The sequence below is a fragment of the Achromobacter sp. MYb9 genome, assembly GCF_002975275.1.
Classification (GTDB): Bacteria; Pseudomonadota; Gammaproteobacteria; order Burkholderiales; family Burkholderiaceae_B; genus Achromobacter.
In genome coordinates this window covers 107,548-126,027 of the sequence record NZ_PCOQ01000001.1, presented here as the reverse complement: position 1 = coordinate 126,027, position 18,480 = coordinate 107,548, and the positions used below count along the sequence as shown (strand labels likewise).

Annotated in this window: 20 protein-coding genes; 13 read left to right on the top strand and 7 right to left on the bottom strand. The window is 65.2% G+C overall.

Features of this window, described 5'->3' with window-relative positions; translation table 11 throughout:
* Window positions 1-52 precede the first annotated feature (52 nt).
* The gene (locus CQ050_RS00630; protein ID WP_105554940.1) at window positions 53-676 is read left to right on the top strand and encodes an NAD(P)H-hydrate epimerase; all 624 of its coding nucleotides are present in this window, start codon (window positions 53-55) and stop codon (window positions 674-676) included.
* A 10-nt stretch (window positions 677-686) separates the two neighbouring features.
* On the opposite strand, the gene paaX is transcribed toward CQ050_RS00630, so the two are convergent.
* Complete coding sequence (paaX, locus tag CQ050_RS00625; RefSeq protein WP_105554939.1) at window positions 687-1,616, bottom strand: phenylacetic acid degradation operon negative regulatory protein PaaX; 930 nt, start codon at window positions 1,614-1,616, stop codon at window positions 687-689.
* A 173-nt stretch (window positions 1,617-1,789) separates the two neighbouring features.
* Here paaX and paaA point away from each other — a divergent pair, with 173 nt between their 5' ends.
* The 9 genes from paaA to paaK all read left to right on the top strand — a co-directional run bounded on the left by paaA (window position 1,790) and on the right by paaK (window position 10,042).
* Window positions 1,790-2,779, top strand: coding sequence for a 1,2-phenylacetyl-CoA epoxidase subunit PaaA (gene paaA, locus CQ050_RS00620; RefSeq protein ID WP_105554938.1), 990 nt, complete (start codon window positions 1,790-1,792; stop codon window positions 2,777-2,779).
* A gap of 84 nt (window positions 2,780-2,863) precedes the next feature.
* Entirely contained in the window at window positions 2,864-3,148 is a 285-nt protein-coding gene (gene paaB / locus CQ050_RS00615) for a 1,2-phenylacetyl-CoA epoxidase subunit PaaB (RefSeq protein ID WP_006225111.1), read from the top strand.
* A 15-nt stretch (window positions 3,149-3,163) separates the two neighbouring features.
* Entirely contained in the window at window positions 3,164-3,928 is a 765-nt protein-coding gene (paaC, locus tag CQ050_RS00610) for a 1,2-phenylacetyl-CoA epoxidase subunit PaaC (RefSeq protein ID WP_105554937.1), read from the top strand.
* A complete protein-coding gene (gene paaD / locus CQ050_RS00605) occupies window positions 3,925-4,431 on the top strand; it encodes a 1,2-phenylacetyl-CoA epoxidase subunit PaaD (RefSeq protein ID WP_105555543.1) in 507 nt (168 codons plus the stop codon). The genes paaC and paaD overlap by 4 nt, the downstream gene beginning before the upstream one ends.
* A 13-nt stretch (window positions 4,432-4,444) precedes the next feature.
* Entirely contained in the window at window positions 4,445-5,533 is a 1,089-nt protein-coding gene (gene paaE, locus CQ050_RS00600) for a 1,2-phenylacetyl-CoA epoxidase subunit PaaE (protein WP_105554936.1), read from the top strand.
* A 46-nt stretch (window positions 5,534-5,579) separates the two neighbouring features.
* Complete coding sequence (gene paaN / locus CQ050_RS00595) at window positions 5,580-7,244, top strand: phenylacetic acid degradation protein PaaN (protein ID WP_105554935.1); 1,665 nt, start codon at window positions 5,580-5,582, stop codon at window positions 7,242-7,244.
* Window positions 7,245-7,358: 114 nt separating this feature from the next.
* Complete coding sequence (gene paaG / locus CQ050_RS00590) at window positions 7,359-8,147, top strand: 2-(1,2-epoxy-1,2-dihydrophenyl)acetyl-CoA isomerase PaaG (protein WP_105554934.1); 789 nt, start codon at window positions 7,359-7,361, stop codon at window positions 8,145-8,147.
* Window positions 8,147-8,617 carry a hydroxyphenylacetyl-CoA thioesterase PaaI gene (gene paaI / locus CQ050_RS00585; RefSeq protein WP_105554933.1) on the top strand — a complete coding sequence of 157 codons (471 nt, stop codon included), beginning with the start codon at window positions 8,147-8,149 and terminating at the stop codon, window positions 8,615-8,617. The genes paaG and paaI overlap by 1 nt, the downstream gene beginning before the upstream one ends.
* 108 nt (window positions 8,618-8,725) lie before the next feature.
* Window positions 8,726-10,042 carry a phenylacetate--CoA ligase PaaK gene (paaK, locus tag CQ050_RS00580; protein ID WP_105554932.1) on the top strand — a complete coding sequence of 439 codons (1,317 nt, stop codon included), beginning with the start codon at window positions 8,726-8,728 and terminating at the stop codon, window positions 10,040-10,042.
* Between the two features lie 65 nt (window positions 10,043-10,107).
* Here the strand turns inward: paaK and CQ050_RS00575 are convergent, their stop codons facing one another.
* The 6 genes from CQ050_RS00575 to radC form a co-directional block, all read right to left on the bottom strand.
* Entirely contained in the window at window positions 10,108-11,505 is a 1,398-nt protein-coding gene (locus CQ050_RS00575) for an MATE family efflux transporter (protein ID WP_105554931.1), read from the bottom strand.
* Complete coding sequence (locus CQ050_RS00570; RefSeq protein ID WP_105554930.1) at window positions 11,502-13,232, bottom strand: glycosyltransferase family 39 protein; 1,731 nt, start codon at window positions 13,230-13,232, stop codon at window positions 11,502-11,504. Before CQ050_RS00570 ends, CQ050_RS00575 begins: the two co-directional genes overlap by 4 nt.
* 124 nt (window positions 13,233-13,356) lie before the next feature.
* Window positions 13,357-13,623 carry a type B 50S ribosomal protein L31 gene (locus tag CQ050_RS00565; RefSeq protein WP_006225101.1) on the bottom strand — a complete coding sequence of 89 codons (267 nt, stop codon included), beginning with the start codon at window positions 13,621-13,623 and terminating at the stop codon, window positions 13,357-13,359.
* Between the two features lie 244 nt (window positions 13,624-13,867).
* Entirely contained in the window at window positions 13,868-14,716 is an 849-nt protein-coding gene (gene kynA / locus CQ050_RS00560) for a tryptophan 2,3-dioxygenase (protein ID WP_105554929.1), read from the bottom strand.
* 152 nt (window positions 14,717-14,868) lie between these two features.
* The gene (gene kynB, locus CQ050_RS00555) at window positions 14,869-15,495 is read right to left on the bottom strand and encodes an arylformamidase (protein ID WP_105554928.1); all 627 of its coding nucleotides are present in this window, start codon (window positions 15,493-15,495) and stop codon (window positions 14,869-14,871) included.
* Between the two features lie 95 nt (window positions 15,496-15,590).
* Window positions 15,591-16,268: a DNA repair protein RadC gene (gene radC, locus CQ050_RS00550; protein WP_105554927.1), complete on the bottom strand. Its 678-nt coding sequence runs from the start codon at window positions 16,266-16,268 to the stop codon at window positions 15,591-15,593.
* A 49-nt stretch (window positions 16,269-16,317) separates the two neighbouring features.
* Here radC and CQ050_RS00545 point away from each other — a divergent pair, with 49 nt between their 5' ends.
* The 3 genes from CQ050_RS00545 (at window position 16,318) to maiA (ending at window position 18,480) form a co-directional block, all read left to right on the top strand.
* Window positions 16,318-16,794: a peptidylprolyl isomerase gene (locus CQ050_RS00545; RefSeq protein ID WP_105554926.1), complete on the top strand. Its 477-nt coding sequence runs from the start codon at window positions 16,318-16,320 to the stop codon at window positions 16,792-16,794.
* 1 nt (window position 16,795) lies between these two features.
* Window positions 16,796-17,773, top strand: coding sequence for a 4-hydroxy-3-methylbut-2-enyl diphosphate reductase (gene ispH / locus CQ050_RS00540; protein WP_105554925.1), 978 nt, complete (start codon window positions 16,796-16,798; stop codon window positions 17,771-17,773).
* A 62-nt stretch (window positions 17,774-17,835) separates the two neighbouring features.
* Window positions 17,836-18,480 (top strand): maleylacetoacetate isomerase, encoded by a 645-nt coding sequence (gene maiA, locus CQ050_RS00535; protein WP_105554924.1) that lies wholly within the window; start codon window positions 17,836-17,838, stop codon window positions 18,478-18,480.

The following is an 18,480-nucleotide window of genomic DNA, read 5'->3' as shown; positions in this document are numbered from 1 at the left end:
GGCGTAAACTGGGCAAGACCTTTGGTCTGGATCGCTCCGCCGCGCCTTCGCCATGCCGTCTTACTCCGTTGCCCAGATTCGCCGCGCCGAACAGCTAGCCCTGGCTTCGGGCCGGGCGCTGATGCCGTTGGCCGGCCGGGCTGCCGCCGAGTTCATCGCGGCCCGTTTCCCTCCTGAGCACACTCTCCTGGCCCTGGCCGGCCCCGGCAATAACGGGGGCGACGCGCTGGAAGCCGCGACGCGCCTGCTCGCCCTGGGATATACGGTACGGGTGCTGCTGCCATCCGGCCCCGCCCGTTTGCCACCGGACGCGGCCCGCGCCTGGGCCGGCTGGCATGCCGCCGGCGGCGAGACGCAGACGTCGCTTGGGTCTGGAGACGTCCCCGATATCGTCATTGACGGCTTGTTCGGCATCGGCTTGAACCGTACGCTGGACGCGGACTGGCAAGCGCTGGTCGATACGGTCAACAGCTGGAACGTGCCGGTCCTGGCGCTGGATGTGCCCAGCGGCATCGACGCCGATACCGGCGCGGCGCTGGGACGGCCCATCCAGGCGCACTGGACGCTTTCCTTCATCGCCGCCACGGTCGGGCTATCGCGTCCCGGCCCCGGCCAGATCGCCGCCGGCGAGCGTCACGTCGATTCGCTGGGCGTGACCCTGTCTCCGCCCGCTTGAAGCCGGGCGTTCAGGCCGGGCGTCCGCCGAAGCGACCGGCGATGTCTCCCGCCAGGGGGGCAAAGCGTTCGTTGTCCTGGCCGGCCAAGGCTGCCAGGTGCGTCTCCGACGCGTCGAACACCTTCCAGTAGATCCTTCCGCACAGCTCGCGCGCCGCGTGGCCAGGCCAGTTGTCGGGCAGCATCGGGCCGGGCAACTGCGGGTCATGCAGGACGATCCGTCGCCAATGGTGCAGCAGCATGACGCGGACGACGAACGCCTCGGGCGGAGAGGGCGGTTCTTCCAGCAGTTTCTCCAACGGGCCGAAGTTCCGCGAGAACTGACGGTATTGCTCGGCGACGTCGTCCAGGTTCCAGCATTGCGACGCCAGGCTGGCGATCGGCAGGCCGCCTGCGCCGGCCAGGTCACGTGCCGACAACACCAGCGCCCGGTCCGGGATGCCCAGCTTGTCCAGGATGTCGTGCGCCGCCCGCGCCTCGGTGTGCGGATGGGCGAACAAACCCGGCGCGATCATGCCGAAGCCTTCCCAGACCAGTTCGCGCCGCAGCTCCGCGCGTTCGGCCAGGCCGTTGCCCGTGCGCGGCAACGCCACCAATGTCCATTCCCCATTCCAGTCCCGCGCCGCGCCCTCGTAGATGCGCTGCGACGCGTGCGCCGTATGGCGCAGGCCTTGCTCGGAAATCAGATAAAGGCTGCGACGGCCATGGCGTTCGGATTGCAGCCAGTTCTGGGCGACCAGCCGGAACACGCTGGTGCGCAGCAGCCGCTCGTTGATGCCCAGCGGTGCCAGCAGCGCGATCAGGTCGCCGAGCCAAATGGCGCCGCCATGGGGCGCGAGCGCGTCGCCCAGCAAGCTGACGCACAGGGATTTGGCGCGGGGCGGATCGCTTTTCAATAAGCGGGACAGAAAGCGGTCCAGGGGCGACTGAGGGTTTGCCATAAGGGGGGCCGCAAGCGGCCGATATCAGGATCCGCAATATGATACATAAATCCAATGTGATACAGATTTGAGTTTGACAATGATTTTTTTGTATTAAATAATCGGCCTATGACATGACGGCACTGCGGAACGTTTGCTTTGCGTTTTCGCAAACCGTCTCTAGGAGACAAAACATGTACGCTCAACTCGTCGAAACCGGCGTCAAGCAGGTCAAGACCGCCGACCAGCTTGAAGGCCGCGACCAGACGTTCCAGCGCCGCATTGACGACGGCGTGCGCATCGAGGCCAAGGACTGGATGCCGGACGCCTACCGCAAGACGCTGGTTCGCCAGATCTCGCAGCACGCGCATTCGGAAATCGTGGGGATGCTGCCGGAAGGCAACTGGATCACCCGTGCGCCGTCCCTCAAGCGCAAGGCGATCCTGCTGGCCAAGGTGCAGGACGAAGCCGGCCACGGGCTGTACCTGTACAGCGCTGCGGAAACGTTGGGCGTGTCGCGCGACGAGCTGATCGACGACTTGCATGCCGGCCGCGCCAAGTACTCCAGCATCTTCAACTACCCCACGCTCAGCTGGGCAGACATCGGCATGATCGGCTGGCTGGTCGACGGCTCGGCCATCATCAACCAGATTCCGCTGTGCCGCTGCTCCTACGGCCCGTACGCGCGGGCCATGGTGCGCGTCTGTAAGGAAGAGTCCTTCCACCAACGCCAGGGCTACGACCTGTTGATGCAGATGTGCCTGCATGGCACGCCGGAGCAGAAGGCCATGGTCCAGGATTCGCTGAACCGCTGGTGGTGGCCCGCACTGATGATGTTCGGCCCGTCTGATGCCGACTCGCCCAACAGCGCCCAGTCCATGGCGTGGAAGATCAAGCTGTTCTCCAACGACGAACTGCGCCAGAAGATGGTCGACCAGACCGTGCCCCAGGCCGAATACCTGGGCCTGACCGTGCCGGATCCCGATCTGAAGTGGAACGCCGAGCGCGGCCACTACGACTTCGGCGAGATCGACTGGAGCGAGTTCTACGCGGTGCTCAAGGGCAACGGCCCCTGCAACCGGGAACGCCTGGCTGCGCGCGTCAAGGCGCACGAGGACGGCGCCTGGGTGCGCGACGCCCTGGTCGCCTACGCCGACAAGCAGGCCCAGCGCAAAGCCGCCTGAGCCGCATCCGGCCGCATTCTCCATCCCATCATCATCGTAGACCGGTGCGCGCGGCGCGCGCCCGGCATTCCAAGGATATCCATCATGAGCAAAGACTGGCCTTTGTGGGAAGTGTTCATCCGCAGCCAGCACGGCCTGGCGCACAAGCACGTCGGTAGCCTGCATGCGTCCGACGCCGAAATGGCGATCAATCACGCCCGCGACGTCTATACCCGCCGCAACGAAGGCCTGAGCATCTGGGTCGTGCGCGCCTCGGACATCTCGGCCAGCAGCCCCGGCGACAAGGAACCCCTGTTCGAACCGGCCAACAGCAAGGTCTACCGGCATCCCACGTTTTTCCCGATGCCCGAAGAAATCAAGCACATGTAAGGCGGCGGGGGAGACATGGACAAGACTCTGTTTGAATACCTGTTGCGGTTGGGCGATACGTCGCTGATCCTGTCGCAGCGCCTGGGCGCGTGGACAGGCCACGGCCCCATCCTGGAAGAAGACCTGGCGCTGACCAATACCGCGCTGGACCTGCTGGGCCAGGCCCGCATGTGGCTGACGCTGGCCGGTGAAGTGGAAGGCGCCGGCCGTGACGAAGACACGCTGGCCTATCACCGCGACGCGCACCAGTTCCACAACGCGCTGCTGGTGGAGCGCGCCAACGGCAATTACGCCGACACCATGGCGCGCCAATTCCTGTTCGACGTGTGGCACTACTTCCTGTTGCAACGTCTGGAGCAATCCTCGGACGAGCGCGTGGCCGCCATCGCGGCCAAGTCGATCAAGGAAGTGACCTATCACGTGCGCCGCTCGTCGGACATGGTGGTCCGCCTGGGCGACGGCACGGCGGAAAGCCACGCCAAGATGCAGGCTGCCATCGACGACGCCTGGCGCTTCACGGGTGAACTGTTCGCCGACGACGCCGTGGACCAGGACCTGGCCACCCGCGGCATCGGCTGTGAGCTGGCCGCGTTGCGCCAGCCGTGGCTGGCCCATGTGCGCGAAGTGCTGGAAGAAGCCACGCTGACCGTGCCGGACGAAACCGCCGCCAACCATCTGGCCTACCGTGGCGGACGCCAGGGCAGGCACACCGAAGAACTGGGCTACGTGCTGGCGGAAATGCAGTACCTGCCGCGCGCTTATCCGGGAGCCACGTGGTGAACGCGCTGGCGCCCATTTCCGCCGACCAGGTCTACGCCTGGCTGCAGGAGGTCCCCGATCCGGAGATCCCCGTGCTGTCCGTGGTGGACCTGGGCGTGGTGCGCGACGTGTCCTGGGACGGCGACGCCTGCGTCGTCGTCATCACGCCCACGTACTCCGGCTGCCCGGCCATGCGCGAGATCACGCAGGATATCCAGCAGACGCTGGCCCGCCACGGCATTGACGAGGTCCGTGTCGAAACCCGCCTGGCGCCCGCCTGGACCACCGATTGGATGAGCGAGAAGGGGCGCGAAGCGCTCAAGGGCTACGGCATCGCCGCGCCCGCTGAACGCGCCATCGACATCTCGGGCATTAGCCGCCGTGCCGCCGCGCCCGCCATCGCCTGCCCGCGCTGCGGTTCGCGCGACACGCGGATGGTCAGCAACTTCGGGTCCACGTCATGCAAGGCGCTGTACCGTTGCGTCGCCTGCCGCGAACCCTTCGATTATTTCAAGACTCACTGAGAGCGGTTTCGAGATGAGCCAGAATCAATTTCATTCGTTGACGGTGGCTTCGGTAGCGCGCAATACGCGCGACGCCGTCGTCGTGACCTTCGATCTGCCCGACACGCTGACCGAGGAATTCGCGTTCCTGCCAGGCCAGTACCTGACGCTGCGCACGCAATTGAACGGCGAAGAGCTGCGCCGTTCGTATTCGATCTGTTCCGCACCGCACGACAAGCTGCTGCGCGTGGCGATCAAGAAGGTGGACGAAGGCACGTTTTCCAGCTGGGCCAACCAAGAGCTGCAACCCGGCCAGACGCTGGAAGTCATGGCGCCGGCCGGCAACTTCACGGTCGATTTTTCTCCCGAAAACAAGCGCCACTACGTGGCCTTCGCCGTGGGCAGCGGCATCACGCCGGTGTTCTCGCTGGTCAAGACGGCGCTGTCTACCGAACCGGGCAGCAAGTTCACGCTGTTCTTCGGCAATCGCGCGTCCTCGGCGGTGCTTTTCCGCGAAGAAATCGAAGACCTGAAGAATCTGTACATGGACCGCTTTTCGCTGGTCTACGTCATGAGCCGCGAGTCCCAGGACATCGAACTGTTCAACGGCCGTCTGGACGGCGACAAGGTTGACCAGCTGATGTCGGCCTGGATGAGCCCCGAGGATATCGATTACGCTTTTGTCTGTGGTCCGCAGACCATGACGGAAAGCGTGGTCGAGCGGTTGCAGGCCCGCGGTATTCCGAAGTCGAACATCAAGTTCGAGCTGTTCGGCGCGCCCAAGGGGCCGCGTGCGCTGCGCACCGGCCACGACGCCCGCCAGGCGCCCGGCAAGGGCCAGTGCGAAGTCACCGTGGTGCAGGACGGCCATAGCCGCAAGTTCGTCATTGAAAAGAATAAAGACAGCGTGCTGGACTCGGCGCTGGCGCAAGGGATCGAGTTGCCGTATTCGTGCAAGGGCGGGGTGTGTTCCACCTGCCGTTGCAAAGTGGTCGAAGGCGAGGTGGACATGGATGCCAACTTTGCGCTGGAAGACTACGAAGTGGCGCGCGGTTTTGTCCTGAGCTGCCAGAGCTTCCCCGTCAGCGATCGCCTGGTCATCGACTTCGACCAGGAAACCTGATCCGGCGCGCGCCAGACAGACATCCCTAATTCATTGGAGAGACACAGTGTCCCAGAAATTCTTCGAACGCCATCAGCCCCTGCTGGAACAATCCCTGGCCGCCGCCGCGCTGCGCGGCTACTGGAGCCCGTTTGCCGAATCGCCCAGCCCCCGCAACTATGGCGAAACGGCCAATGACGACGGCCGCGCGGCTTTCGAAGCACTGCAGGGCAAGCCGTTTCCGCTGAACCTGCATGATGCCGACGGCACCCTGGGCGGCGAGAAATCGCCCTACGGCTTCGAGCTGGGCATCACCTATCCGCACGTGCCCGTGGACAAGCTGATCGCCGCTTCCAAGCGCGCGCTGGAAGACTGGCGTCGCGCCGGCCCGCAGGCATGGGTGGGCGTGTCGCTTGAAATCCTGGCCCGGCTGAACAAGCTCAGCTTCGAGATCGCCTACGCGGTCCAGCACACCACCGGCCAGGGCTTCATGATGGCCTTCCAGGCCGGCGGCCCGCACGCGCAGGACCGCGGCTTCGAGGCCGTGACCTACGCCTGGCAGGAAATGTCGCGCATTCCTGGCGTGTCGATTTGGGAAAAGCCGCAGGGCAAGAACGACCCGATCCGGATGGAAAAGCAGTTCACCGTGGTGCCGCGCGGCGTCGCGCTGGTGATCGGCTGCTCGACTTTCCCGACCTGGAACGGCTATCCGGGGATGTTCGCCAGCCTGGCCACCGGCAACACCGTCATCGTGAAGCCGCATCCCGGCGCGATCCTGCCGCTGGCCATCACGGTCAAGGTGGCGCGCGAAGTGCTGCAGGAAGCGGGCTTCGATCCCGACGTCGTGCTGCTGGCCGCGCACGAAGCCGGCGACGACGCCGCGCAGAAGCTGGCGTTGGACCCGGCGGTCAAGATCGTCGACTTCACGGGCAGCACCGCCAATGGCGACTGGCTGGAGAACAACGCCCGCCAGGCGCTGGTGTACACCGAGAAGGCCGGCGTCAACCAGGTCATCATCGATTCCACGGATGACCTGAAGGGCGTGGCGCGCAACCTGGCGTTTTCGCTGGCCCTGTATTCGGGCCAGATGTGCACGGCGCCGCAGAACATCTACGTGCCGCGCGACGGCATCAATACGCCGGAAGGCCGCGTCAGCTTCGACGACGTCGCCGCCGCGCTGGGCGTGGCGTTGGAGAAGGTCAGCGCGGACGCCGCGCGCGCGGTCGAACTGACCGGCGCGATCCAGAACGAAGGCATCGTCGAGCGCATCGAACGCGCACGTGCCCTGGGCCTGCCGGTCGTCGCCGACAGCAAGACGCTGACGCATCCGCAGTTCGAGAATGCCCGCGTGCGCACGCCGTTGTTGCTGCGTACGGAAGCGGGCAATGCCGCCATCAGCCAGGAATGGTTTGGTCCCATCGCTTTCGTGGTGGCCACCGACTCCACGGCGCACAGCATCCAGCTGGCCCGCGACAGTGTCGTCCAGCACGGCGCCCTGTCGCTGTCCGCCTACACGACGGACGCGCAGGTGGCTGACCAGGTGCAGGACGCGGCGGAAGTGTCTGGCGTGTCGTTGTCGCTGAACCTGACGGGCGCGGTGTTCGTGAACCAGACCGCGGCCTTCAGCGACTTCCACGGTACCGGCGCCAACCCGGCCGCCAATGCGGCGCTGTCCGACACGGCGTTCGTGTCGAATCGCTTCCGCGTGGTGCAAACCCGCCGTCATATCTAGCCCACCCCCGAAGCGCTACGCGCTTCCCCCTGGAGGGGGGGCGCCGCTGCGGCCCGGATAGGGGGTTACCGATTACCTTTAATGCCAGTAGCGTGCCCGCAATGGATAACTGACATGAACTACCAAGACATCAAATTCGATCTGTCCAACGGTATCGCGCGACTGACGCTGAACCGCCCGGACAAGCTGAACAGCTTTACCGCCAACATGCACGCCGAAGTAGCCGACGCGTTGACGCGCGTTGAAACCGAAGGCGCGCGCGTGCTGGTCCTGACCGGCGCGGGGCGCGGCTTTTGCGCGGGGCAGGACTTAAGCGAGCGCAAGCCCGCCGAAGACGGCACGCCGCCCGATCTGGGCGAAACGGTCGACAAGTTCTACGGTCCGCTGGTGCGGCGCCTGAACGCCTTGCCCCTGCCCGTCGTGGTGGGCGTGAACGGCGTGGCGGCGGGCGCGGGCGCCAACCTGGCGTTCGCGGGCGATATCGTCATCGCCCGCGCGTCGGCCAACTTCATCCAGTCGTTCTGCCGTCTGGGGCTGATCCCCGACACCGGCGGCACCTTCGTGCTGCCGCGCCTGGTCGGCCGCGCGCGCGCCATGGGCTTGGCGATGCTGGGCGACAAACTCAGCGCCAGGCAGGCGGAAGCATGGGGCCTGATCTGGCAATGCGTGGAGGACGACGAGTTCGACGCCACGCTGGACCGCCTGGCCCAGCATTTCTCCACGGCGCCCACGAAGGGCCTGGCATTCACCAAGCGGGCCATGCAGGCCAGCCTGGGCAACGACCTGTCCACGCAGCTGGACCTCGAACGCGACATGATGCGTGAACTGGGCCGCAGCGCCGATTACGCCGAAGGCGTAGCGGCGTTCCTGGGCAAGCGCGAACCGCAATTCAAGGGGCAATGATGAACGTGCACGTTCCCGTAGTTGAAGTGCCGGCGGACCCCCAGGAATTGGCGCAGGCGGTCGGTACCGTGATGTACGCAGGCGACGCGGCCTCGCAAGGCCTGGACATGAAAGTCGAGGAAATGGCGCCGGGCTACGCGCGGCTGACCATGCGCGTGCGCGCCGACATGTTGAACGGGCACAAGACCTGCCACGGCGGCTTCATCTTCGCCCTGGCCGACAGCGCCTTCGCATTTTCCTGCAATTCGCGCAACGTCAGCACCGTGGCGTCCGGCTGCACCATCGATTATCTGGCGCCCGGTTTCGAAGGCGACGTGCTGACCGCGGTGGCCCAGGAAAGGTCGCTGGCGGGTCGCACGGGCGTCTACGACGTGACCGTGACCAATCAGGAAGGCCGCAATGTCGCGTTGTTCCGCGGACGTTCGTATCGCATCAAGGGCCAGATCGTAGGCGTTCCCGCCGACGCGTAACGCAATCCGCCAAAGATAAGGCCGCCAGTCGGGTGGCGCGCGCCAGGGAGTTCAGGCCCCTGTTGCCGCCCCAACCGGCGCAGAGAGAATTTCAGGAGAGAGATAATCATGTCCAACACCATGAGCAAGCCGGGGCTGGACCCCATCGAGCATGCCAGCGAGGATGAGCTTCGCGGGTTGCAGCTGGAACGTCTTAAGTGGACGCTGAAGCATGCCTACGAAAACGTCCCGCATTACAAGAAAGCGTTCGACGAAGCGGGAGTGCATCCCGACGATCTGAAGCAGCTGTCCGACATTGCGAAGTTTCCGTTCACGACCAAGAAAGAACTGCGCGAGAACTATCCCTTTGGCATGTTCGCCGTTCCGCGCGAGCGGATCTCGCGTATTCACGCATCCAGCGGCACCACGGGCAAACCCACGGTGGTGGGCTACACCAAGGGCGACCTGGACAACTGGGCAAACCTGGTGGCGCGTTCCATCCGCGCGGCTGGCGGAAAACCGGGCGACACCGTGCACGTGGCCTATGGCTACGGCTTGTTCACGGGCGGTCTGGGCGCGCATTACGGCGCCGAACGCCTGGGGTGCACGGTCATTCCGATGTCTGGCGGGCAGACCGAAAAGCAGGTGCAGCTGATCAGCGATTTCCGTCCGGACATCATCATGGTCACGCCCTCCTATTTCTGCAATATTCTGGAAGAGCAGCGTCGCCAGGGCATTGATCCGCGTCAAAGTTCGCTGCGCATCGGGATCTTTGGCGCCGAGCCCTGGACCGGCCAGATGCGTGCCGATATCGAGACCGAAGCCGGCATCGACGCGGTGGACATCTATGGCCTGTCCGAAGTGATGGGGCCGGGCGTGGCCAGCGAATGCGTCGAGACCAAAGACGGCCCCGTGGTCTGGGAAGACCATTTCTACGCCGAGATCATCAATCCGGACACGGGCGAACCCGTGGCCGACGGTGAGCCGGGCGAACTGGTGTTCACGTCGTTGACCAAGGAAGCGATGCCCATCATCCGCTACCGCACGCGCGACCTGACCCGGCTGTTGCCGCCCACCGCGCGCAGCATGCGCCGCATCGGCAAGATCACCGGCCGCAGCGATGACATGCTGATCGTGCGCGGCGTGAACATGTTCCCGACACAGGTCGAGGAGCTGGTGCTGAAGATCGCCCAGCTGGCCCCGCACTATCAGTTGGTGCTGTCACGCACCGGCAACATGGACGAGCTGGAAATCCTGACCGAAGTGCGGGCCGAGTTCTCGGGCCTGTCGGACGCCGAGCGCAACGACCTGGGCCGGCAACTGCAACATGCGGTGAAAACGCACATCGGCGTCAGCGCGCGCATCCAGGTGTCGGATTCCGGGCATGTGGAACGCACCTTGACTGGCAAGGCGCGTCGCGTGATCGATAAGCGACCCAAAGGGTAGATCCCTACCCGAAAAAATGGCGGCCTTCGGGCCGCCATTTTTTTATTCCGCCGCGGCGTTTACCGCTAGGCCAGCGTCCGCACGATCCGTCGATACCAGAAGTGCAGCAGGGCGGCGGACAGGGCCAGGCCGACCATGGCCATCAGCCACATACTGCCCGCCCCGACGGGCGAACCCGGCACGAGGACGTTGCGGATAGGGTCCAGGCCACCTTGGCCCGGGCCGAAGCCGAACCACCAGCCGCCCACCAGGCCAACGCCCGCCAGCGCCACCACCTGCAGCAGCAAGGGCACGACCGCGACCTTGTAAGCACGCAGCAGGTAGGAGTTAATGCACTGCATCGAATCGAACAGATGGAACAGCGGCAGCATCGCCAGCAAGGTCGTCGCGACGGCCGCCACGCCGGCGTCGTCGGTATAGGCTGCCAGGATGAGCGGACGCCCGGCCAATAGCACCGCTGACGTCAGCAGCGCGCCGATCAGGCCCAGCGCCAGTCCGGCCATGCCGATGCGGTGCGCATGGGCCAGGTTGCCTGCACCGATCGCCTGGGCGGTCAGGGCGGCGGTGGCCACCCCCAGCGCCATCGGCATCATGTAGCACAGCGCGGCCAGATTCGACATGATCTGGTGCCCGCCTGTCACGTAGGTGCCTTCGCGCGCGACCAGCAACGCCATGAACGTGAAGGCCGACACTTCCACCAGGTACGAGCCGCCCATGGGGATGCCCAGCCGCAACAGTTCCTTCAGCGTCTTCCAGTCGGGCTTGCCGATCCGCAACTGGAAGCGGCGATAGAAGCGGTCATGGGTAATCACCCACAGGCCAAGCCCCAGGCTCATCCACGACACCAGGGCCGTCGCCAGGCCGGCGCCGGTGGCGCCCATGGCCGGCAGGCCCAGCTTGCCGTAGATGAAGATCCAATTGAACAAGGCTTTGAAGCCGATGGCCGACAAGTTGATGGCCATGACGAGTTTAGGGCGTGACACCGAGGTGCCCAACGCATAGATCGTGCGAAACACCAGCGCGGCGGGCAGCGCAAGCACCAGCGCCTGCAGGTACGATCCGATCCGCTCCCGTACTGCGGGGGCCACCTCGCCGGACATCGACAGCCAGACGTCCGGGAATAGCATCAGGATGGCGCCCACCATCGACAGGCCCAGCGCCAGCCAGACGCCCTGGCCCCAGCTGCGGCCGACTTCCAGGTTGTTGCCGGCGCCGTAGTGCTGGGCCAGGATGGGGATCAGGGCATGGACCACGCCCATCAAGCCGACGAAAACGGTGATGTAGATCGAGGCGGACAGCGCCATCGCCGCCAGGTCGCTGGCGCTGGAGTGGCCCGTCATGGCGGTGTCCAGCACGCCGAACGAGATGCCGGCCCATTGGCTGATCAGCACGGGCCAGGCCTGCTTGGCGATGCCACGCAGGGTGGCGCCGAAGGATATCGGCGCCGCACTCACGGAACTCATCGGTTGGCGCCGACCCGAAGCAGGCGGAACACTTCCTGCCGATCGGCCCGGCGGCCACCCTGCCACAGCACGTCGGCGCCGTCGCTATAGGCGGCAGTGTTGTCACGCAGGCTCTGGTTGCTGGTCTGTTGCAGGATCAGCGTGCACTTCGCGTCGAACGTGAAGGTCAGGTTGTTGAAGATCAGGAACGATGCGCGTTGGCCGCTGCCCAGGCTCAGGCCGCGGACGCATTCGCCCGGCCGCGTGTTCTGCTCCAGCGCCTGGGCCAGTTGTCCCGAAACGGTGCGGTAGCTGCGGGCGTAGTCCACGGCGGGCTGCCACAGCAGCACCAGCAGGATCCACGTCACGGTCAAGCCGCCAGCCGACAGCACCGTGCCGCGCCACAAGGCTTGCGGACGCACGCGCAGCCGCCAGACGACCAGGGCGATCCAGGCCACCGTGAAGATGGCCGCCAGCGTGAACGCGGTCCAGGAGATGACGGGCTCATAGCCTGTCGTCTGGCGAGCGATGTTGCGCGATATCTGGGCTGGCCACTTGAAGTGCAGGGCCACCCAGCCCAGCCAGGCGGTGGCGGCCGTCAGCGAAAAGCACATGACGGCGAACCAATCCAGCGTGTTGACGACGCCGCGGCGCAGGGTCGGCAGCGAGAACGCGCCCAGCACGGCGCAAGGCACCACCAGCATCACATATTCGGAATCGGTGGCTTCATCCAGGCCGAACAGGACCAGGGCGGAGCACGCCAGCAGCATCAGTGGCAGCCAGATGTGGGGCGCATAGATCCAGGCGCGCCAGCGCCACACGGCCAGCAGGGCGAGCGGCCAGGTCGGCCACAGGTACCAGGGCAGGTCGCGCAGCGTGCGGCCCATGTCGTGCCAGGACGGCCACGCGAACGAGGCCAGGTTCCAGGTCTTCCAGTTGCGGATCCAGTATTCGCTGCTTTCACTGGCCGGAATCCACCAGGCCAGAATCAGGGCAACGGTCACCAGCGCCGCCCACGGCAACCAGCGCTTGCACTTCCAGAGTTGGCTGCGCGGGTAGAAAGCCAGCAGGGCGCCGATCATGATGGGCAAGGCGCCGACCCAACCGCGGGTCAGGAAACTGGCCGCCAGGGCAATCCCCAGCGTGGTCGTGCCGGTCGCGGGGCGGTCGACGCTACGGGCCAGCGAATAGAACGCCAGCGCCTGGCACGCCATGATGGCGGGCACGACAGTCGTTTCGTGGGTGCGTTGCAGGATGCCCACCGTGGCCAGCAGCAGCAGCAGGGCCGCGTCCGCCAGCATGCGTCCGTAGTCGCGTGGTGCGGGCTCGCCGCCGAAGGGCAGGGCCAGCGGCTGGGCTTCAGTGCGGCGGCCCAGCAGATAGGTGCCGTACCAGACACTGGACGCCGTGATGGCGAACCACAGCAGGTTGGGCAAGCGTCCGGCCGTGATATCGCCCACGAAAGGGCCGAACAGCCAAATGCTGGCGGCGCCCACCCAGGTGATCAGCGGGCCTTCCTCGGCATGCGCCAGCAGCCCCACTTGTGGCAGCAGCCAGGTGATGCCGCCTTCGCGGATCGCCGTGATCATGGTCGCCAATCCGACCGCATCGTCCGTTTTCCACGGGTCGCGCATGAACAGGCCGGCCACGATATAGGCCAGCGATAAGCCCAGCAGAATCAGTCTGGGGAGCTTTGCGGTCGCCACGGACGTGAGCCGGGCCGGAGTGGAAAGAGAAAGTGGGGACACGGGCGTTAATGTAACCGAGTGGTCTGGTTGCGCCAGCCCCCAGCGCGTAACAAGCTGGCTAGGGGGGAAAAAAAAGCAGCCCGGAGGCTGCCTTTTTGCTGCGACTCCCGCGGGAGCGGCAGGATCAGGAAGCGGACTTGACCGTGCCAGCCGTACGGGCGAAGCGGGCGCGGAACTTCTCCACACGGCCGGTTTCGACGATACGCGTTTGGGCGCCCGTATAGAACGGGTGCGATTCGGAGGTCACGTCGCACTTGAAGAGCGGGTACGTCTTGCCGTCGATTTCGACGGTTTCGCGCGTGTGGACGGTCGAACGGGTGATGAACTTGTTGCCCGTTTGCAGGTCGGCGAAAACGACGTCGCGGTATTCGGGGTGAATGCCTTCTTTCATGGTGCTTTCCTAGGACTCGCAAGGAGTCTTTCTCAAAGTGTTAGGGTCGCCAGCCAGGACGCGAAAAACAGTTCACAGGAAACGAGTTCATAAAGAACGGGTTCGCAAGCGACGTTTACGCAAGAACGCTAGCCACGTATCCGAAAAGTAACCCCAAATTCTAGCACGGGAAAATCGGGGTGCGCCAGCGGCCGAAGGCTGGCACGACCCGTGCCGCCTTCTTTCCATCAATTGGGGACGGGTTTCAGAGTTCCGTGCGCAGCTTCCAGATCTCGGGAAACAGCACCACGTCCAGCATGCGCCGCAGGTAATCGACACCAGACGTGCCGCCCGTGCCGCGTTTGAAGCCGATGACCCGCTCGACCGTCGTGACGTGGCGGAATCGCCACAGGCGGAACGCATCTTCCAGGTCCGTCAGCTTTTCACCCAACTGGTACAGGTCCCAATAGCGGTCGGTGTCGCGGTAGACGGTCAGCCAGGCCCCTTCGACGCCGGCCGAGGCCTCATAGGGCTGCGTCCAGTCGCGCTCCAGGCGGTCGGCCGGCACGGCTACCCCGTGGCGGGCCAGCAGGCGCAGCGCCTCGTCATACAGCGAAGGGGCCTCGTAGGCGGTGCGTACCTGCGCCAGCAGGTCTTCACGGTGCGCGTGCGGCTTGAGCATCGCCGCGTTCTTGTTGCCCAGCAGGAATTCCACCTGGCGGTATTGATAGCTCTGGAAGCCGCTGGAGCGGGCCAGATACGGGCGCAGCGCGGAATATTCGGGGGGCGTCATGGTGGCCAGCACGTCCCAGGCATGGACCAGCTGTTCCATGATCTTGCTGACGCGCGCCAGCATCTTGAAGGCGGGCTGCAGCCGGTCGGCGGCCACGTTGGCGATGGCGGCGCGCAACTCGTGCAGCATCAGCTTCATCCAGAGTTCACTGGTCTGGTGCTGGATGATGAACAGCATCTCGTTGTGCTCGGGCGACAGCGGGTGCTGCGCGCCCAGCAATTCGTCCAGATGCAGGTAGTCGCCGTAGGTCATGTCGCGCGCGAAATCCAGCTGCGCCTTTTCCTCGCGGACGATATCTTCGGGGCGGTGGGGGCAGCTCATGCTTGGCCTCCGTGGCAGGGAGGGGCCGCACGGCGGGCGGATGCGGGCAACGCGCGCCAATGGGGCGCGTAGGGGGAAACAGGTTTCATGGTCGTGCCTAGTCGAAAATGGGCAGCCGGCGGGGCCGGCCAGCCCATGGCAAGCGGACCAGCCTACAGTTCGCGCAAGACGGCGCGCACCGGGCTGGCATCAGCCTGGACCAGCGCCAACGGCAGGGCGATCAACTCGTAATCGCCCTCGGGCACGTCATCAAGCACCAGGTTCTCCAGTACTCGCATGTCATGCCGCAGTATCGTGTGGTGGCTGTCCAGGGTCTTGCTGGAGGCGGGGTCGATGCTGGCGGTATCCAGCCCGATCAGCATGACGCCGCGTTCGGCCAGCCATTCGATGGTTTGGGGCGCGTAGGCCGAGAAATCGTCGGTCCACCAGTCTTGCGCCGCATGCTTGGCCGTGCGCACCAGCACGCGGGGCGGCAGGTTCAAGGCGGCATGGGCCAGGTGGTCGGTAGTGATCAGCGGGCCGCAATCAATGGCGTAGATGACGCGGCAAGGGCCCAGGAACGGTTCCAGCGATACCGCGCCGATGGCGGCGGCGCCGTTCTGGTAGTGCAGTGGGGCATCCGCGTGCGCGCCGATGTGCGGCGACAGCGTGATTTCACTGACATTGACCGGACAGCCGGGCGTAAGCGACCACTTCCATTGCTGGCGGTACGGCGTATCGCCGGGAAAGACAGGCGAAGCCGTGGAGACGGGAGGGGAAATATCCCACAGGCGTTTCATGGTGGCGGGGAAGCGGTCGGGTGAGGCCGGAACAGGTTAAAGCCTAAAGCAATTCAGGGCGGTAGTCTAACGAATTCCGGCATGCCGCGCTGCGGCTACAGGTCGCCCAGTTCGGCCATGGAGACGACCGTCGAGCCGGCGACGATCAAGTGGTCCAGCAGCTTGATGTCCACCAGCGCCAGGGCCTGTTTCAGTTGCGACGTGAAGCCACGGTCGGCGGCGCTGGCTTCGGCCAGGCCGGAGGGGTGGTTATGGGCCACGATCAGGGCCGCCGCATGGTGGCGCAGGGCTTCCCGGACGACCTCGCGCGGGTAGACCGAGGCCTGGGACAGGGTGCCGCGAGCCAGTTCGCCGGTGGTGATGACGCGTAATTGGTTGTCCAGGTACAGGGCAATGCAGTGCTCGACCCGGCGATGCCCCAGTGCGGTCATGCAATATTGTTTCACTTGGCCGGGGTGGCGCAGGGTGTTGTTGCGGGTCAGGTCTTCCTCGATCGTCCGGCGCGCCAGTTCCAGCAGGGCGGCAAGCGTGCAGGATTTGGCCTCGCCCAGGCCGGATACGGTCATTAATTCCTCGGGAGTGGCGCCCAACAGGCCCCGCAGGCCCGAAAAGCGCTCCAGCAGGCGGTAGGACAAATCCATCACGTTCAGCCCGGGAATGCCGGTGCGCAGGGCGATGGCAAGCAGTTCGGCGTCCTGGAGCGCGCCGGCTCCGTGGCGCAGCAGCCGCTCTCGGGGACGCTCATGTTTTGACAGCCGCACAGACAATTTCATAAGAGGCTCTAAAATCAGGGTTTATCCAATATCTATACGGTGGCAGATCTTGAGCATCGCCTCTAACGAAGTGAACGTTTTTGTCCGTCAGGATTCCTACCTAACGCTGCACTACCGGATCACGCTGGCTTCCGGGCCGGGCAAGGACTCGGTGTTCGCCGATACCTTCGACGGCCGTCCCGGCACGCTGCAAATGGGCAGCGGCCAGTGGGCGCCCGGCCTGGAGGCCGCGCTGATCGGCCATGCGGAAGGTGAGCGGTTCAGCGTCACGCTGGAGCCGGCCGACGCCTATGGCGACCGCAACCCCGAACTGATCCAGCGCGTCACGCGCACGATGCTGGCCGAACACGCGGGCGCGGATGCCGGTTTCGAACCGGGCGACCTGGTGGAATTCACCGCGCCCAACGGCGGCCGCTATTCGGGCGTCCTGAAGGAAATCAACGACGAGTCGGCTCTGTTCGACTTCAACCACCCGCTTGCGGGCATCAGCTTGCGCGTGGACGTGGCGCTGCTGGGAGTCCTCTGACATGAGCAAGGCCGTTACCGCCGTCGGCGCCGAAGTCCTGCTGGCGCAGCCTCGGGGCTTCTGTGCCGGCGTTGACCGCGCCATCGACATCGTCGAACGCGCGATCGAACTGCATGGCGCGCCGATCTACGTGCGCCACGAGATCGTCCACAACCGTTATGTGGTGGAAGACCTGCGCGCCAAGGGCGCGATCTTCATCGATGAACTCGACGACGCGCCTGCGGGCTCGATCGTCGTGTTTTCGGCGCATGGCGTGTCCAAGGCGGTGCGGGCGGAAGCGGAGTCCCGCGGCCTGCAAGTATTCGATGCTACCTGCCCGCTGGTCACCAAGGTTCATATTGAAGTGGCCCGCATGCGCGCCGCCGGCCGCGAGATCATCATGATCGGCCACAAGGGCCATCCCGAGGTCGAGGGCACGCTCGGTCAGGCGCAAGGCGGCATGTACCTGGTCGAGACCGTGGAGGATGTCGCCGGGCTTGACGTGGTCAACCCGGAAAACCTGGCCTACGTCACGCAGACGACCTTGTCGGTGGATGACGCGGCGGCGGTGTCGAAGGCGCTGAAGACGCGCTTCCCTTCGATCGTCGAACCCAAGAAAAGCGATATTTGCTATGCCACCCAGAACCGCCAGGACGCGGTCAAGGTAATGGCGCCCGACTGCGATCTGGTGCTGGTCGTGGGCAGCCCCAATAGCTCGAATTCGAACCGGTTGCGCGAAGTGGCCGAGCGCAAGGGCGTGGCGTCCTACCTGATCGATGGCGCCGACTCCATTGACCCGGCGTGGCTGGTGGATCGCAAGCGCATCGGTGTGACCGCAGGCGCGTCCGCGCCCGAAGTGCTGGTGCAGCAGGTGATCGACCGCGTCAAGGAATTGGGCGCGGTATCCGTGCGCACGATGCCGGGCCTGGAAGAGAACGTGGCGTTCCCGCTTCCGAAGGGTCTGTCGCGCAAGGCCGCGCAGACGGAGTCGCTGGAATAGCGTCGGATTGCGCGGCTGAAAATACAGGCGCCCGCAGCGCCGGAGAACATCAAGGAGACATGATGCAGTTGTATAGCTATTTCCGCAGCTCGGCCGCGTACCGCGTGCGCATCGCCCTGAACCTGAAGGGCTTGTCGTACGAATACCTGCCGGTGCATTTGCTGAAGGATGGCGGGCAGCAATTGTCGGAGGGGTATCGCAAGATGAACCCGACGGCGCTGGTGCCCACCCTGATTGATGGCGATGCCGTCATCGGGCAGTCGCTTGCCATCATCGAGTACCTGGAAGAGACGCATCCCCAGCCGCCGCTGCTGCCGGCTGACGCCATTGGCCGCGCCCGCGTGCGCGATCTGGCGCTTGGCATCGCCTGCGACACGCACCCGCTGAACAACCTGCGCGTGCTGAAATACTTGAAGCACACGCTGGGCGTGGACGAAGCTGCCAAGAACGCCTGGTACAGGCATTGGGTGCATCAGGGGCTGGAAGCGCTGGAGACGCAACTGGCGCGGTCTGGTGCCACGGGCCGCTTCTGCCACGGCGACACGCCGACCATCGCCGACCTGTGCCTGGTGCCGCAAGTGGCCAATGCGCACCGCCTTGAGTGTGACCTGTCCGCCATGCCCAATGTGGTGCGCATCGATGCCGCCTGCCGTGAACTGCCTGCCTTCGCGGACGCCGCGCCGGGTAAGCAGCCCGACGCGGAGTAA

What these genes read in the sequence shown, in the direction of transcription:
- CQ050_RS00630 (WP_105554940.1), top strand. Translation starts at nt 53, where the DNA reads ATGCCGTCTTACTCCGTTGCCCAGATTCGCCGCGCCGAACAGCTAGCC.
- paaX (WP_105554939.1), bottom strand. Translation starts at nt 1,616, where the DNA reads ATGGCAAACCCTCAGTCGCCCCTGGACCGCTTTCTGTCCCGCTTATTG.
- paaA (WP_105554938.1), top strand. Translation starts at nt 1,790, where the DNA reads ATGTACGCTCAACTCGTCGAAACCGGCGTCAAGCAGGTCAAGACCGCC.
- paaB (WP_006225111.1), top strand. Translation starts at nt 2,864, where the DNA reads ATGAGCAAAGACTGGCCTTTGTGGGAAGTGTTCATCCGCAGCCAGCAC.
- paaC (WP_105554937.1), top strand. Translation starts at nt 3,164, where the DNA reads ATGGACAAGACTCTGTTTGAATACCTGTTGCGGTTGGGCGATACGTCG.
- paaE (WP_105554936.1), top strand. Translation starts at nt 4,445, where the DNA reads ATGAGCCAGAATCAATTTCATTCGTTGACGGTGGCTTCGGTAGCGCGC.
- paaG (WP_105554934.1), top strand. Translation starts at nt 7,359, where the DNA reads ATGAACTACCAAGACATCAAATTCGATCTGTCCAACGGTATCGCGCGA.
- paaI (WP_105554933.1), top strand. Translation starts at nt 8,147, where the DNA reads ATGAACGTGCACGTTCCCGTAGTTGAAGTGCCGGCGGACCCCCAGGAA.
- paaK (WP_105554932.1), top strand. Translation starts at nt 8,726, where the DNA reads ATGTCCAACACCATGAGCAAGCCGGGGCTGGACCCCATCGAGCATGCC.
- CQ050_RS00575 (WP_105554931.1), bottom strand. Translation starts at nt 11,505, where the DNA reads ATGAGTTCCGTGAGTGCGGCGCCGATATCCTTCGGCGCCACCCTGCGT.
- CQ050_RS00565 (WP_006225101.1), bottom strand. Translation starts at nt 13,623, where the DNA reads ATGAAAGAAGGCATTCACCCCGAATACCGCGACGTCGTTTTCGCCGAC.
- kynA (WP_105554929.1), bottom strand. Translation starts at nt 14,716, where the DNA reads ATGAGCTGCCCCCACCGCCCCGAAGATATCGTCCGCGAGGAAAAGGCG.
- kynB (WP_105554928.1), bottom strand. Translation starts at nt 15,495, where the DNA reads ATGAAACGCCTGTGGGATATTTCCCCTCCCGTCTCCACGGCTTCGCCT.
- radC (WP_105554927.1), bottom strand. Translation starts at nt 16,268, where the DNA reads ATGAAATTGTCTGTGCGGCTGTCAAAACATGAGCGTCCCCGAGAGCGG.
- ispH (WP_105554925.1), top strand. Translation starts at nt 16,796, where the DNA reads ATGAGCAAGGCCGTTACCGCCGTCGGCGCCGAAGTCCTGCTGGCGCAG.
- maiA (WP_105554924.1), top strand. Translation starts at nt 17,836, where the DNA reads ATGCAGTTGTATAGCTATTTCCGCAGCTCGGCCGCGTACCGCGTGCGC.